Source organism: Bradyrhizobium guangdongense, from assembly GCF_006483445.1.
GTDB classification, from domain to species: domain Bacteria; phylum Pseudomonadota; class Alphaproteobacteria; order Rhizobiales; family Xanthobacteraceae; genus Bradyrhizobium; species Bradyrhizobium guangdongense_A.
The window spans coordinates 1-14,653 of sequence record NZ_PPPT01000060.1; the positions used below are offsets into that span (position 1 = coordinate 1).

17 protein-coding genes are annotated in these 14,653 nt (G+C 64.5%); 11 read left to right on the forward strand and 6 right to left on the reverse strand.

Translation table 11 applies throughout. The features are described 5' to 3' along the window. From C2U70_RS08775 to C2U70_RS08785, 3 genes are all read right to left on the reverse strand, one after another. Positions 1 to 1,039, reverse strand: a 1,039-nt coding sequence (locus C2U70_RS08775; protein WP_140977605.1) for a thiolase family protein, incomplete at its 3' end; no start/stop codon positions are given. Positions 1,040 to 1,064: 25 nt separating this feature from the next. After that, complete coding sequence (locus C2U70_RS08780) at positions 1,065 to 1,493, reverse strand: organic hydroperoxide resistance protein (protein WP_140977606.1); 429 nt, start codon at positions 1,491 to 1,493, stop codon at positions 1,065 to 1,067. A gap of 16 nt (positions 1,494 to 1,509) precedes the next feature. Beyond that, entirely contained in the window at positions 1,510 to 2,292 is a 783-nt protein-coding gene (locus C2U70_RS08785; RefSeq protein ID WP_140977607.1) for an aspartate/glutamate racemase family protein, read from the reverse strand. A gap of 571 nt (positions 2,293 to 2,863) precedes the next feature. Here C2U70_RS08785 and C2U70_RS08790 point away from each other — a divergent pair. From C2U70_RS08790 to C2U70_RS08810, 5 genes are all read left to right on the forward strand, one after another. Beyond that, entirely contained in the window at positions 2,864 to 4,012 is a 1,149-nt protein-coding gene (locus C2U70_RS08790) for an ABC transporter substrate-binding protein (RefSeq protein ID WP_140977608.1), read from the forward strand. A 36-nt stretch (positions 4,013 to 4,048) separates the two neighbouring features. Further along, positions 4,049 to 5,092: a branched-chain amino acid ABC transporter permease gene (locus C2U70_RS08795; RefSeq protein WP_140977609.1), complete on the forward strand. Its 1,044-nt coding sequence runs from the start codon at positions 4,049 to 4,051 to the stop codon at positions 5,090 to 5,092. Next, complete coding sequence (locus C2U70_RS08800; RefSeq protein ID WP_140977610.1) at positions 5,089 to 6,858, forward strand: branched-chain amino acid ABC transporter ATP-binding protein/permease; 1,770 nt, start codon at positions 5,089 to 5,091, stop codon at positions 6,856 to 6,858. Before C2U70_RS08795 ends, C2U70_RS08800 begins: the two co-directional genes overlap by 4 nt. Then, complete coding sequence (locus C2U70_RS08805) at positions 6,855 to 7,568, forward strand: ABC transporter ATP-binding protein (protein WP_140977611.1); 714 nt, start codon at positions 6,855 to 6,857, stop codon at positions 7,566 to 7,568. Before C2U70_RS08800 ends, C2U70_RS08805 begins: the two co-directional genes overlap by 4 nt. 175 nt (positions 7,569 to 7,743) lie before the next feature. Then, a complete protein-coding gene (locus C2U70_RS08810) occupies positions 7,744 to 8,043 on the forward strand; it encodes a hypothetical protein (RefSeq protein ID WP_140977612.1) in 300 nt (99 codons plus the stop codon). Positions 8,044 to 8,060: 17 nt separating this feature from the next. Here C2U70_RS08810 and C2U70_RS08815 read toward each other — a convergent pair whose 3' ends face one another. Next, positions 8,061 to 8,678 carry a LysR family transcriptional regulator gene (locus C2U70_RS08815; RefSeq protein ID WP_140977634.1) on the reverse strand — a complete coding sequence of 206 codons (618 nt, stop codon included), beginning with the start codon at positions 8,676 to 8,678 and terminating at the stop codon, positions 8,061 to 8,063. 129 nt (positions 8,679 to 8,807) lie between these two features. Between C2U70_RS08815 and C2U70_RS08820 the strand changes: the two genes are divergently transcribed. The 3 genes from C2U70_RS08820 to C2U70_RS08830 are packed head-to-tail and all read left to right on the forward strand — an operon-like array spanning position 8,808 to position 10,759. Further along, complete coding sequence (locus C2U70_RS08820) at positions 8,808 to 9,677, forward strand: VOC family protein (protein WP_140977613.1); 870 nt, start codon at positions 8,808 to 8,810, stop codon at positions 9,675 to 9,677. 1 nt (position 9,678) lies between these two features. After that, positions 9,679 to 10,065, forward strand: coding sequence for a RidA family protein (locus C2U70_RS08825; protein WP_140977614.1), 387 nt, complete (start codon positions 9,679 to 9,681; stop codon positions 10,063 to 10,065). Between the two features lie 10 nt (positions 10,066 to 10,075). After that, a complete protein-coding gene (locus C2U70_RS08830; protein ID WP_140977615.1) occupies positions 10,076 to 10,759 on the forward strand; it encodes an L-2-amino-thiazoline-4-carboxylic acid hydrolase in 684 nt (227 codons plus the stop codon). A gap of 80 nt (positions 10,760 to 10,839) precedes the next feature. On the opposite strand, the gene C2U70_RS08835 is transcribed toward C2U70_RS08830, so the two are convergent. Beyond that, complete coding sequence (locus C2U70_RS08835) at positions 10,840 to 11,391, reverse strand: TetR/AcrR family transcriptional regulator (RefSeq protein ID WP_140977616.1); 552 nt, start codon at positions 11,389 to 11,391, stop codon at positions 10,840 to 10,842. A 71-nt stretch (positions 11,392 to 11,462) separates the two neighbouring features. Between C2U70_RS08835 and C2U70_RS08840 the strand changes: the two genes are divergently transcribed. The 3 genes from C2U70_RS08840 (at position 11,463) to C2U70_RS08850 (ending at position 13,643) form a co-directional block, all read left to right on the forward strand. Beyond that, on the forward strand, positions 11,463 to 11,699 hold the full coding sequence (locus C2U70_RS08840; RefSeq protein WP_140977617.1) for a DUF2798 domain-containing protein: 237 nt from the start codon (positions 11,463 to 11,465) through the stop codon (positions 11,697 to 11,699). An 83-nt stretch (positions 11,700 to 11,782) separates the two neighbouring features. After that, positions 11,783 to 12,709 (forward strand): SDR family NAD(P)-dependent oxidoreductase, encoded by a 927-nt coding sequence (locus C2U70_RS08845; RefSeq protein ID WP_140977618.1) that lies wholly within the window; start codon positions 11,783 to 11,785, stop codon positions 12,707 to 12,709. A 178-nt stretch (positions 12,710 to 12,887) separates the two neighbouring features. Beyond that, positions 12,888 to 13,643 carry an SDR family oxidoreductase gene (locus C2U70_RS08850; RefSeq protein WP_140977619.1) on the forward strand — a complete coding sequence of 252 codons (756 nt, stop codon included), beginning with the start codon at positions 12,888 to 12,890 and terminating at the stop codon, positions 13,641 to 13,643. A gap of 276 nt (positions 13,644 to 13,919) precedes the next feature. Here C2U70_RS08850 and C2U70_RS08855 read toward each other — a convergent pair whose 3' ends face one another. Continuing rightward, the gene (locus C2U70_RS08855; protein ID WP_140977620.1) at positions 13,920 to 14,621 is read right to left on the reverse strand and encodes a hypothetical protein; all 702 of its coding nucleotides are present in this window, start codon (positions 14,619 to 14,621) and stop codon (positions 13,920 to 13,922) included. Between the last annotated feature and the right edge of the window lie 32 nt (positions 14,622 to 14,653).

Sequence of the window (14,653 nt, forward strand, 5' to 3'; positions counted from 1 at the left end):
CCTCGACCAGCCCGAGATAGGCTCCGGCCGCACCCGCCTGTCCGGCCGAAAGCTGACCGCCCGAAGTGTTGTGTGGGAAATCGCCGTCAATGGTCAGGTCATGCGCGCGCACGAAGGCAGCGCCCTCGCCTTTGGCGCAGAAGCCGAGATCCTCGAACTGCATCATCGTAATGACGGGGTAGTCGTCATAGCTCTGCACGAAATCGAGATCGTCCGGCTTCACCCCCGCCATCGCATAGAGCTCGCCGATATCCATCGCCCAGCCGCCGCGGACCTGCATGGGATCGCCGGCAAAGGCATTATGCCGCTCGATCGTCGAGAGGAGCTTTGCAGCCGGCAAGCCCAGCGATTTCGCCGTCTCGTCCCGCATCACCAGAAAGGCTTCGGCGCCGGCGCACGGCATCACGCAGTCAAAGAGATGGATGGGATCCGAAATCGGGCGGGCCGCCAGATATTGCTCGAGCGTCAGCGGCGCCTTCATCAGCGCGTGCGGATTGCGAAGTGCATTGGCGCGCTGGGCAACCGCGATCCGGCCAACATCTTCACGCGAGACGCCGAAGGTGCGCATGTAGTTGCGCGCAATCAGCGCAAAGCTCGAATTGGCGCCGCCCGCACCATAGGGGTAGACGGCGTCCTGGTTGAAGCGCGAAAAGTTCTCGAGCGTGAGGCGGAAGGAATCGACATGGTTGGTGTCGCCGGCGACGCAAGCCACAATATCGGCGTCCCGCGCCTGCACCGCGCGTGCCGCCTTGCGCAACGCCGCGATCGCGCTGGCGCCGCCGAGCGGGATCGTATCCAGCCAACGCACGCAGAGGCCAAAATGCTGCGTCAACCCGATGGCGCTGTCGGTGCCCATGGTGAAGCTGGAGACACAGAGACCATCGATGTCACTCACCTTGATTCCGGCCTGCGCGACGAGCCCGGCAAGCGCACGGCCGATCCACCACTGCGCGCTTTCGATGGAATAGCGCACATAGGGCACGGTGACGGGCGCCGCCATCACGATGCCGTCGTAGGGTGTGCGCAGCGAAGTCGTCACTTTGCGCCTGCCTCGTTCATGCGCCTCAGATCACCGTCAGCTTGACGTCAATATTGCCGCGCGTTGCGTTCGAATAGGGGCAGCGCTCATGCGCGCCGGCAACGACCGATTCCGCGGTCGATATGTCGATGCCCGGCAGACTGACCTTCAGCTCGACGGCGAGCGCATAGCCGACCGGAACCGGCCCCATCGCGACCTTCGCAGTCACCGACGGCTCGGCCGATGGCACGACCTTCCTGGTGCGTGCCACGAGCTTGACTGCACCCAGAAAGCAGGCGGCGTAACCGGCCGCAAAAAGCTGCTCGGGATTAGTGCCCTCGCCACCGGGACCGCCCATCGATTTCGGCAGGGACAGTGACACCGACAACAGGCCATCCGCGCTGGCGGCCTTGCCGTCGCGCCCGCCGGTCGCTGTCACTTCTGTTTCGTAGAGGATCTTTTCGGGCGTCATCATATCACGTTTCCCAAACCTAACCGTTCTTGCGGGCCAGCAGCGCGCGGAAATCGCTGCGGGCCTGGGCGCTGGCGCGCTTGAAGCTCGGTCCGCGGCTCGGCTCGGTGCCGTTGAGCTGGCGGAGTTGCACCCACATCTCCGCGCTCTTCAGCGCCACCGCAGCGCAATTGACGACGGGCGCATGCCCTATCTTGAGGCCATGCTCCCGTCCGATCAGAAGCCCAGGCAGGACGCCCGCGGGAATCACGACGTCAGCGCCGCGCTCGATCAGCGGCTGCGCACAGGCGACGAAATCCTTGATCATGCGAGCATGGGCCGCCTGATCGCCCGCGAACGCACTGGCAAAATCCTCCGGCTTGCAGCCGAGCCCGGTGATGTGAACGACGCGGTCGCCGATACCGTAACGGTCGGCCTGCTCATAATGATAGACTTCGAACACGGGATCGAGCGTGACGAGACCGAGGCGCCGGCCAAGCTGCGAGGCCGCAAGCAACGTCGCCTCGCCCGTCCCGATGACGGGAATATCGAGCGCCGAGCGCAATTCGTAGAGACCGGGATCCTGGAAGTGCCCCATCACGAAGGCGTCGTAGCCCGCTTCTTCCGCTGATATGCCGTTGTCGATGGCCTGCACGGCGCAACGCAATTCGGCGAGCCGGCCGAACTCGCGGTCCGGCGGCGAGATGCCTTCGACATGAACGGTCGTGCCTGCTGCTGCGATGTTGTTGAGGTACTCCGACAGCCGCGCCATGTAAGGCGCGTTCACGCTCGCATCAACGAAGCTTTGCCAGAAGATGCGCATCGTCCTGCTCCTCAAACGCTCATGGGAGGATCGGCTCGTCGGCCGCCGATGAATATATTTCAACCATAAACTAATTGGCGCGTCAAATGCGCGCGTCGAGGTCCCCGACACGCACCGCGCTGCAACAGCGTGCGTGTCCGTTTTGCAGGGGTCTGTGATGAAGGATTTGGCGGAGGCGGGCGAAATTGTATGCAGCAACATTTTTTTCTGACAGCCCCGTGACACCAGTTGACGGGGGCCCGGATATTACTTTAGGCTTTAAGTAATCCTCCGCCGGTCGGGAGCCGGTGGCCATGACAATGATGTTGCAGGGCACCGATTTTGAGAGACTCGATCGTGTGGACAATCCTCAGGCCTGAACAGCCGGCAGCAGCATCGCCGGTCGCGCATCGCGACCGCGCCCATGACCTTTCATCGCTTCGCCAGTCGCACTGCCGTTCAAGCGGCAAGCCACGCCATGGCTGCTGACGTCGGGCGAACCGAACTCGCTTTGGCCGCGCCCGGTGTTCGGCGCTGCAGCAACATTTTCTGGTCGGCCTTTCATACCCTTGATCAACGGAGGAGAACGCATATGCGCAAGACTCTGAGCTTCCTCGCATTGGCTGCCGGCGTGCTGGCCGCACCCGCCGCGCAGGCCGATATCGTCATCGGCTTCGTGACGTCGCTGAGCGGCAATGGCTCGTCGATCGGCATCCCCTACGGCCGCGGCCTCAATGCCGCCTATGAGTACAAGAAGACGATCGGCGGCGAGACCATCCGCCTGATCCAGCTCGACGACGGCTCGGATCCGTCGGCTGCGACCCGCAATGCGCGGAAGCTCGTCGAGGAAGAGAAGGTCGACCTGCTGATCGGCACCGCGACGGCGCCCTCCACCATCGCGATGGCCGCTGTCGCGAGTGAATTGAAGGTGCCGATGATTGCGGTGTCGCCGATCGGCAAGCTGCCGGAATCACCGGAGCAGTGGGTCGTCTCGGTGCCGCAGCCGGCCTCGCTGCTGGTCAAGATCGTCGCCGACCGCATGAAGCGCGATAACATGAAGAACATCGGCTATATCGGCTTCTCCGATGCCTGGGGCGACCTCGTCTATAACGGCGCCAAGGCGGCCGAGCCGATCGACGACATCAAGATCCAGACCAACGAGCGCTACGCCCGGACCGACACCTCGGTGACCGCGCAAATCCTCAAGGTGATGGCGCCGCGTCCCGACGCCGTGCTGATCGGCGGCTCCGGCACGCAAGGCGCGCTGCCGCTGCTGACGCTCGCCGAGCGCGGTTTCAAGGGCAACACCTACGGTACGGTGGCGCTGGTCAATCCCGACTTCGTCAATGTCGGCGGCAAGGCAGCCGATGGCATTCAGGTCTCCGCCGGCCCCGTGATCGTCGCCGAGCAGTTACCCGACGATCACTTCGCCAAGAAGATCGCGCTGGATTTCCGCGCGGTGTACCAAAAGACCCATAACATCCCGACCACCGACGGCTTCTCGGCCTACTCCTTCGACGCCTGGCTGATCTTTGCCAATGCGGCCGAGCGCGCGCTGAAGACTGCAAAGCCCGGCACGACCGAATTCCGCGCCGCGCTGCGCGACGCGATCCTCTCGACCAAGGAGCTGCCGGGCGTGCATGCCGTCTACAACTTCAAGCCCGGCGCGGTCACCGGCGTCGACGAGCGCTCGCTCGTCGTGGTGCGCCTCACTGGCGGTGCCTGGAAGTACGCGCCGTAGTCTGAAGGCAGCCACAACGAGGAAACCACGTCTCCAATGACGAGCGACATCGCAGCCATCCTCGGGATCGACGGGATCGCCACCGGCGCAGTCTATGCGCTGGTGGCGATCGGGACCGTCCTCATCTTCACGGTGACGCGGGTCATCTTCATTCCCTTCGGCGACATCGCGGCGCTCACCGCGCTGACCCTGGCAGCGCTCGATGCCAAGCGTTTTCCGGGCACCGGCGCGCTGGTCGTGATCCTCGCTTGCCTTGCGACCCTGATCGAGATCATCTCGCTGCTGCGCGCGGGCGAGCCTCGGCTCCTGCCCCGCGCGCTCGCCTTCTACCTCGTGCTTCCGCTCGCCGTGGTCGGCGCGGCCTGGCTGACGATGCGGCTCGATCCGCCGCTCGCCGTCCGGCTCGTGCTCGCGCTGATGCTGATCATGCCGATCTCACCGCTGCTCGACCGCATCGTGTTCCGCCCGATCGCGGACGGCACGGTGCTGTTGCTGCTGACGGTCTCGGTGGCGCTGCATTTTGCCCTGGTCGGCCTCGGCCTCCTGTTCTTCGGCCCCGAAGGCGTGCGGACCGAACCGCTGACTTCGTTCTCCATGGAATTGGCCGGCGTGCTGATCTCGGGCCAGACCCTACTGATCGTGATCGCGGCGCTGGTGTTCAGCGGCCTGCTCTATCTCTTCTTCGACTTCACATTGGTCGGCAAGTCGCTGCGTGCGACCGCTGTGAATCGTACTGGCTCGCGGTTGATGGGCATCCGGCCGGCGCGCGCCGGCACCATCGCCTATCTGCTGGGCTCGCTGATGGCCGGCGTCTCCGGCATTCTGATCGCGCCGGTCAACACCGTGTTCTACGACTCCGGCTTCCTGATCGGGCTGAAGGCCTTTGTCGGCGCCATCGTCGGCGGCATGACCAGCTATCCCGGTGCTGCAATTGGCGCCGTCGGCGTCGGCATCCTCGAAAGCTTTGCGTCCTTCGAGAGCAGTGCGCTCAAGGACGTCATCGTGTTCTCGCTGCTGATCCCGATCCTGATCTGGCGGTCCCTCGCCTCGCTGCATTCCGAGGAGGAGATCGAGGAATGACGCGCGCCCAGATCCAGCTCGCCGCGCTCGCGGCCGTGGTGTGCCTCGCGGTGGCGCCCTTCGTGCTGAGCCCGTTCAGCATCACGCTGATGAACTATATCGGCATCTACTCGCTGGTCGCGATCGGGCTCGCGCTGCTCACCGGTGTCGGCGGCATCGTGTCATTCGGACAGGCCGCTTTCGTCGGCGTCGCCGCCTATGCGACGGCCTGGATCTCGGCGTTGAACGGATATTCGCCCTGGCTCGGCCTGCTCTTCGGCGTGGCGTTGACCTGCTCCGTCGCAGCGATCCTCGGCGTCGTCACCTTACGGCTGCAGGGCCATTTCCTGTCGCTCTCGACCGTCGCCTGGGGCCTCGCCATCGGCTTCCTCTTTGGCAATGTCGAGGGACTCGGCCGCTTCAACGGCATTGCCTCGATCCCGCCGATCAGCTTTGGGCCATATGCGCTGGTGACGAGCTCGCAGATCTACTTCCTGATCTGGGGCATCGTCGCCGTCGTGCTCGTCCTTGGCTACAACATGCTGGACTCCCGGCTCGGCCGCGCCATGCGCGCGCTGCGCGGCGGCAACACGCTGGTCGAGAGCCTCGGCATCAACGCCTTCCGGATCAAGCTCGCGACCTTCGTGATCGCGGCGTTCCTCGCCTCTCTCTCCGGATGGCTCTACGCCCATCTCAGCCGCTTCATCAGCCCCGGCCCGTTCGATGCCGGCATGGGCATCGAATATCTGATGATGTCGATGGTCGGCGGCGCGGGCAGCCTGCTCGGCGGTGTCGTCGGCGCGGCCATCGTCACGCTTCTGAAGAACAGCGTGCAGGACTATCTGCCGCTGATCGCCAAGGGCGCGTCCGGGCAGCTCGAGATCGTCGCCTTCTCCGCGCTGTTCATCCTGTTCCTGCAATGGGCGCGGCAGGGCATCGTGCCGTTCGTCGCGCATTATCTGCCCAAGGCGAAGCGCGAGCGGCCACAGCCGGCCCCGCCGCTGCCACGCCGGTCGCAGCCGGCACCGGGCGAGCTGCTTCTGAAGGTCGACGGTGCCGAGCGCCGGTTCGGCGGACTCGTCGCCGTCAACAATGTCAGCTTCGAGGTGCGCTCCGGCGAAATCCTCGCGGTCATCGGGCCCAATGGCGCCGGCAAGAGCACGATGTTCAACTGCCTGACCGGCGCGCTCCGCGTCAACAAGGGCGAGATCGTGTTTGCGGGACGGCCGATCACGCGCGACGCGCAGTCGCGCATCGCCAAGGCCGGAATCGCGCGCACTTTCCAGCACGTCAAACTGCGGCCGCGCATGAGCCTGCTCGAAAACGTCATGCTCGGCACCTATGCACGCACCCGCACCGGGCTCTTTGCCGGCGCCTTCCGTCTCAACCAGCGCGAGGAAGCCAGCGCCCGGCACGAAGCGCTGATGCAGCTCGAGCGCGTCGGGCTCGGCGACAAGCCCTTTGAGCTCGCGGGCAACCTGCCGCTCGGCAACCAGCGCATCCTCGAGATCGCGCGTGCGCTTGCCGCCGACCCGGCGCTCCTGGTGCTCGACGAGCCGGCCGCAGGCCTGCGACGCCAGGAGAAACTCAGGCTCGCCGAGCTCTTGCGCTCGCTGCGCGCGGATCACCTCACGATCCTGATCGTCGAGCACGACATGGAGTTCGTGATGTCGCTGGTCGATCGCATCGTCGTGCTCGATTTCGGCTCAAAGCTCTGCGAGGGTCCGCCCAGCGCGATCCGCAGCGACGAACGCGTGCAGGAAGCCTACCTCGGAGGCGTCGCATGACCGCGATGTTCTCCATGACCGACGTCACGGTCTGCTACGACAATGTCGAGGCCGTCAGGAACGTCTCGCTCTCCGTCGAGGAAGGCCAGATCGTCACCGTGATCGGACCGAACGGCGCCGGCAAGACCACGCTGCTGATGGCCGCGATCGGCCTGCTCGCCTCGCGCGGCCGCATGGAGTTCCAAGGTGGCGACATCGGCAAGCTCGCCGTCGAGGACCGCGTCGAGCGCCGGCTCTGCCTGGTGCCGGAGAAGCGCGAGCTGTTCTCGGACATGTCGGTCGCCGACAACCTCCTGCTCGGCTCCTACAGCCTGCGCGACCGCTCGGGCGTCGCGAAGACGCTCGACGAGGTCTATGACCGCTTCCCGCGCCTGAAGGAACGGCAGCGGCAGGCGGCGGGCACCCTCTCCGGCGGCGAGCGCCAGATGCTCGCACTCGGCCGCGCGCTGATGGCGAAGCCAAAGCTGCTGATGCTGGACGAGCCGAGCCTCGGCCTCGCGCCACTGATCGTGCGCGAGATTTTTCGCACCATCGCGTCCTTGCGCGATCTCGGCGTCTCGATCCTCCTGGTCGAGCAAAACGCCCGCGCTGCGCTCGAGACGGCCGATTACGGCTATGTGCTCGAGACCGGCGAGGTCGTGCAGTCAGGTCCCGCCAAGGACCTGATCCACGATCCGCGGCTGATCACGGCGTATCTCGGCGGGCACTGAAAACCAAGTTTGAAAACAACCCCATGCACAGTAGCCGGCGGACGCCGGCGGATTCTTTCGTATTTTACGAATTTCGCTTGACCCGTCGGGCAGATCAGGTGTATATTGCTATCATCGGAGACCTTCCCGAGCCTGGGCTCGTCAGCCGGCTGCTCGGCCATTTCGGCTTGCGATTGTGACCGCACATCCATCGAACCCCATCACTTTCGTCCTCATCGCCAAAATACCTGCGGACGGTATCGCGGACTTCTGCGCTTATGAGGACGCCGTCCTGCCGCTTCTGCCCCAGTTCAACGGCCGTCTGGAGCGGCGGCTTCGCAATGCGGATGGCACCGTGGAGATGCACATCGTCAGCTTCGCATCCGACGCCGACTTTCGGAATTATCGCAACGATCCGCGCAGGATGGCGCAAGCCGGGCTGCTGGAGAGATCGGCCGCGACGCTGGAATTGCTGGCGATGACTGACGTCATTTGAGCGCGCCTTGGCCCGCGCTAACCGACCAGCCGCGGACGGCGGTGTGCCGCGAGCGGGTTCTCGTCCAGAACGGCGCGCAGCCAGTCACGGAAGCTGACGATTTCGGGGCAGTCCGCGGTGCCTTCCGGTGCAACCAGCCAATCGCCCGGACCTGGTCCCGCATCAACCCGGTCGCAGCGATAGCCGGGATGATGACCGACGCCGCGGGCGATCAGAGCATCGACCTTGCCCTCGACCAATTCGTGCAAACCTGCAGGATGCAGCACCCGCAAGCCGATTTCTGCATATTTGTTGCGAAATGATGCAAAATCGAGCCGGCGCAGGTCGAGGCCGGCATGGACGCCCAGTTGCAGCAGCATGCTCCCCGCGGGCTTCAATTGCGAGGTCGCCTCCGCGATGTGGCGAAAGCCCTCGGAGACCCCGGGCAGATAGGCCTGCCCTGCCGCGGTCAGGATCAGTTGCTTGTGCAGCCGATCGAACAGCTGCACGCCGAGGCGCGCCTCCAGCGCCTTCACCTGCTGCCCGACGGCAGCCGGCGTCACATGCAGTTCGTGCGCGGCCAGCTTGAAGCTGAGATGCCGCGCGGCGGCCTCAAAAGCGCGGAGCGCGTTGAGTGGTGGAAGTGCGTAGGTCATCGCGTCCGAGTTTGACACTGATGGGACGTACCCTTGCAATAGATTTTCTTGCGCTGAACCGCAGCAAACATGCTTTGCGCCCGCGCGACATCGGCGGGTACGGTCGCGTCCTCACCTCAGGGAGCTCTCATGCGGCGCCGGCTGGACCATTTCGTCATCTGCGTTCACGACCTCGCGCAGGCCGCGACAGCCTGGCAAAAGCTCGGCTTCGCCCTGACCCCGACCGGGGTGCACCCCTTCGGCACCAGCAACCGGCTTGCGATGCTCGAAAACAATTTTTTTGAGCTGCTGGCCGTCACCGACGCTGCGGCGGTGCCGCCGGCCACATCAGGCCATTTCAGCTTCGCCGCGCATAATCGCGAATTCCTGGAAAACGCCGAGGGAATGTCGATGCTGGTCCTGCACACAAATGACGCCCACGGCGACGCGGCGCGTTTCCGCAGCCGCGGCATCGGCGCCTATGCGCCGTTCGATTTCGGCCGCGACGCGGTGCTACCGGGCGGGACGACGGCCCGCGTCGCCTTCTCGCTGGCCTTTGCCACCGATCCCGCGATGCCCGGTCTCGCCTTCTTCACCTGCCAGCAACGCCATCCGCCAAATCTGTTCTGGAAGCCGGAGTATCAGCGTCACCCCAACGCCGCCCTGCGCGTGACCGAGGTGGTGATGTCGGCGCCCGAGCCGATGAAGCACCGGGCCTTCCTCGAGCACTTCGCGGAAGACACCGCCGAGCCCATCCCCGATGGACTAACCATAGGCCAGCGCGGCGACCGGATCACGGTGCTGGGGCCGGCGGAGATCGCACGCCGGCTGCCGGGCATTGATGGCGGCGCAGCGCCCCGGTTTTGCGCGGCGCGCATCGCGGTCGGCGATCTCAACGCCACCGCACGGATCCTGAAGGGCAACGGCGTCCCGTTCGAGATCACGGGCGCGGTGCTGCTGGTTCCGCCGACCACGTCGCATGGCCTCGCGCTGGAATTCGCCGAACAGGAGATGAACTGAAATGGCAGACATCGTCAGCCACAATCCCGCAACGGTCCACCCGCCCGCTAGCGGCTACTGCATGGGACTTGAAGTGACGCACCCTCGCCGCCTGCTGTTCATCAGCGGCCAGGTGCCTGAGAGAGTCGACGGCACCGTCCCTGAGGGTTTTGAGGCGCAATGCGAGCAGGCCTGGCGCAACGTCATCGCCGTGCTCGCCGCCGTCGGCCTTGGCGTCGAGCATCTGGTCAAGGTCACGACGTTCCTCACGAGCCGGGATCAACTCGTGACCAACCGCGCTATTCGTCACAAGATGCTGGGGGAGCATCAGCCCGCACTGACGGTCATGGTCGCCCAGACCGTCGACAGCAAATGGCTGCTGGAGATCGAGGCGATCGCCGCGGAGTGAAAGGTGACCCATGGTTGAGACTGTCCATCCCTTCTACGAACAGCACCGCGGCGCCATGGAATCCGCCATGCGTGAGCGACTCGACCTTGCCGAGCCGATGTTGCGCGAGCGTGCGCATCTCACCAATATTGCTGGCCTCAGGCAGGAGGTGATGGACGAATTCGCAATCGTGCTCGCCCAGATGCCCTATGTCGGCGGCGCGGCAAGCCGCATGAGCGATTTCTTCATGCGTCTGATCGGCTTCATGGCCATCAGCCGCGTGCTACAGCGGCATGGCGTTTCCGTGCCCGTGATCGGCGAGATCGAGCGGGACACCTACAAGGCGCAATTGCTGAGGGTGCCGGAAGCCGAACGTCTGGCGTCAGGGCGTCAATTCATGTCGCCGGAGAACCAGGCCTTGCTGCGCGAGCAGGCGGCCAAGAGCACGACGGAGAGCCACCAGCAGGCGTTTCCGGAGGATTTCGTCTACGACTTCGTCGAGCCTGATACGGGCGACGGCTTTGAATTCGGCATCAACTACAGGGCATGTGGCTTCTGCAAATTCGCCGGCCGTCACGGCGACAACGACATCCTGCCGAACATTTGCGGTCTCGATTTCGACGCCTATGCCACGCGAGGAATCCGCCTGGAAAGGACGCAAACTTTGGCTGGCGGCGCGAGCCACTGCAATTTCCGGTTCTCGCGGTTGCCGTAGGATGGATTGAGCCCTCGCGAAACCCATATCGCGTGAAGCGTGGCCAGTATCAAACGGCGCCATTCCACGATCAAAGGGAGCTATTTCCCCTGCCGCGCGCTATCGAGCAGCGTCATGCAGGCCTCGAGACAGGCTTCGGCGATGGCCCGACCGAGAGCACTCTGCTTCTTGTTGAGCAGCCGATGCATCACCACGCCGTGCAACATCATCATGATCGGATAGGCGACGCGAGCGGCCCTGCCCTCATCGACGCCGGCGCGCACGAGATGGGCGGTATATCGTTCGATTTCACTGGCCTGCGCATCAGCCGCGACCCGCTCCATCCAGCCACGCCCGTAGAGCAATTCATAATCGCGGGGGTGATTGGTGCCGAACGCCAGGTGTCGCGCACAAGTGTCCTGGAAGTCGCGCGATCTGGCGAGGTAGGCCGAGAAGCGCCCAAAGGCGAGCGCGCGCAACGCGGTCAGCAGCGCCTCGCGGTCGGCGTAGTAGCTGTAGACCGTCGGCGTAGTGGTGCCCGCTTCCGCCGCCACGCCGCGGATCGTGACCGCCTCCTCGCCGCCCGACTGCCAAAGCGCGTCGGCGGCATTCAAGATCCTGTGAGGCAGTTCCAGATCGGCAATTCGCGGCATGGACCCTATTGCTTTTACATCGTATAAGTTATACGCCGTTTAAATAATAGCCGGTTCCCTGGAGCAAGCAAATGCCTCTTTCCCCGAAACTGATTGGACCCGCGATTTCCGCGATCACGGGTCTGATCACCGCGACCAGCATGTCCTTCGTCGGTCTCGCCATGAACTACGGCTTCCAGCCCGATTTCGCCATTCGCTGGCTGAGGGCCGCGGCCACGAGCTACGTGCTGGTCGTGCCGATGCTGGTGATCGTCATCCCGCGCATCCAGCGCTTCGTCATGCGGCAGGCCGGATTGCCGGCGCGTTGAGGTCGGTTCGCCGCCCGGACCGAATGCCCGGCGCAAGCCGGGGCAATCAATTCGTCCATTGAACCTAACCCGAGGTCAGCGATATGACGACGGAACATGAACACGACGGCCCGATCCTGGTGACGGGCGCAGCCGGCGCCGTGGGTGGCATCGGCCGCAACCTCACAAAGTTCCTTCTCGCAAAGGGGCACAAGGTGCGCGCCCTGGTTCGGCGCGAAGATGAGCGCGCCGAAGCCCTGCGGCGGCTCGGCGCAGAGGTCGTGCAGGGCGACCTGACGGACCTCGCCTCGATGCATCGCGCCATCGAAGGCTGCCGGCGCATCTATTTCGGGATGTCTGTTTCGGCGGCATACCTGGAAGCCACCATCAATACTGCCGCAGTGGCGCGCCACCATGGCGTCGAAGCTTTCGTGAACATGTCGCAAATGACGGTCTCGCAGATGAGCATCAGCGAGACCACCGACAGCCCGCAGCACAAGCTGCACTGGCTGGCGGAGCAGGCTCTGTCCTGGTCGGGACTGCCGGTCGTCACCATGCGGCCGACCGTTTTTCTCGAAGGCTTTTTTCTCACGCTCGCCGCCGCCGGCGTGCGGGGCTCCGACGAGTTGGCGCTTCCGATGGGCAGCGGCAAAACCTCGCCGATCTCGGCGGTTGACGTGGCGCGTGCCGTGGCTGTTATCCTCGACGACCCCGCACCACATATCGGACACATCTACGATCTGACGGGGCCGGAATCGGCCGATCTGGACCATTACGCGCGCGCTTTCTCGGAGGCGCTCGGCAGGCCCATCCGATATCGCGACGTCTCCCTCGCGGCGTGGAGCGAAGGCCTCCGGCGGATGCGGTTTCCCGAGCACGTCGTCAGCCATCTCTCGGCCATGACCGAGTTGAACAGGCTTGGCCGTTACGACCGCATGACGGACACCATGTTCAAGCTCACCGGTCAGGAGCCGATGAGCATGCGCGACTTCGTGAAACTCCACGCCGCTGAATTCAAGCAGCCCGTGTGATGGGTTGAGCCCTTGCGAAACCCGTCGCTTGCCGGCGTGATCGAAGCAAAACGGCGCTGCTGTGCCTGCTTGTCGAATGATCACGTCACATGCAGAGTGGCGCGGCGCAAATTTGGACGATACAACGCCTTGAGAGACGCACGCGCGCGGCCAACAGCGTCGTTGAGGAGTAGTCCCGATGAACCTCGGACTGGAAGGCAAGACCGCGCTGATCACGGCCGCGAGCGGCGGAATTGGCAGCGGCATTGCTGCCGCGCTCGCTGACGCAGGGGTGCGTGTCGCCATCAGTGGACGCACGGCAGCCACTCTGGAGCAGGTGGCCGAATCGCTCGCCTCGCGTGCCGGCGGTCGCGCGGTCATCGTCGTGGGAGACGTTTGCGCCCAGGCCGGCCCCGCTCGAATAGCCGCTGAAGCTGCAAGCGCGCTCGGCGGACGCATCGACATCCTCGTGAACAACGCCGGTGGCGCGAGGCCGGCGACCGGCGAGGTTGACGATGCCTTTTGGGACGAGGCAATGACGCTCAATTTCCTCGCGGCGCGCCGCCTGACCGATCTGATCACGCCGGGAATGAAAGCTCGAAACTGGGGACGGATCGTCAATATTTCCGGCGCGCTCGTCGCACCCAAGCTCAACGGCGCGGCGCCCGCCAAGGCGGCACTCGTGAGCTGGTCAAGAACCCTGTCATCAGAACTCGGCCCATTCGGCGTGACCGTGAACACGATCGCCCCCGGTCGCATCAACTCGGCCCAGATTCAAAGGCTGCATCCCACGGAGCAATCGAAGGCGGAGTTCATCAAGCAAAACATCCCGGCGGGCTATTTTGGGGAACCTTATGACATTGGATATCTGGTGGCGTTCCTCGTATCTCCGCTTGCCCGCTACATCAATGGCGCCGCGATCCCCGTTGATGGTGGCGCGGTACGGCGGGTGTAGCCCGTCGGATGGGTTGAGCCCTTGCGAAACCCATCACCCTCTATCGTCTTTCACCATAGTCACAACCGTCATCCACTTGAATCTCGAACCGTCACCCCCGCGCAATGGCGAAGCCATTGTCGCTGGAGGCGGCCGCTTCTTCAGCGGCCCTCGAAGGGCGACGACCCGGCTGCCGCAGCATCTCGGCCGTTCATCCTTCGAGGCTCCCCATGACGCGCGTTGCGCGCCATGGCTCGCACCTCAGGATGACGGGACCAGACTGGAGGATCGGAGCGGCTAAGGCCGCACCACCTTCGTCAGCATCGGAAAATGCTTGTTGCCGCCCGCGAACGGCGGGAACTGGACGAAGTCCGCGCGCATGCGCTTGATGACGTCTGAGGTCAGTGCGTGCGAGAGCGCGGTGGGGCTGTCGAACAGCAGCTTGTTGCGCTGCATGTGGGCTTCACGGCGCGACGGCAGCCGGTCGACCCAGTCAATGCCGGAGTAGATCTCGACCTGGCGGACATTTGGAAAGGTCCGCATGATCCTTGGATGGTGCTCCAGGTAATGTAGATGCCACGCATTCAAATTGTCGGCCGGGCCGGGATAGTGGACGAGATAGCTGCACGGGGTGGTCGTGCCCTCGGGATGTTCGGCAACATCGACAGGAAACGAACGCGTCACCATCACCTGGTGCGCGATGTCGAGGCCGGCGAGGCTCGGCAGGCCCGCGCCCGCCGCGAGGTCGGCGATGATACCGCTGCGGTCGAGGGCGGCTTCGCAGGCGACGAGATCGGGAAAGCGCAGCTGAATGGCGAAGGCTGGGCCCGGACCGTCGGCCTTGTAGGGATGCTCGACGGGATACTCCAGCGGTGTGAACAGCAGTCCTTCGGTGAGACCCGGGACTGACCCGATCATCGCCGCGGCTTCGGCGAGATCGTCGGAGCTGATCCGGCGCGTGTCGGCCGGATCGGAGAAGGTCATGAAGAACGAGATCATGAGGGCACCGCCTCCCACCACAATCTCGTCAT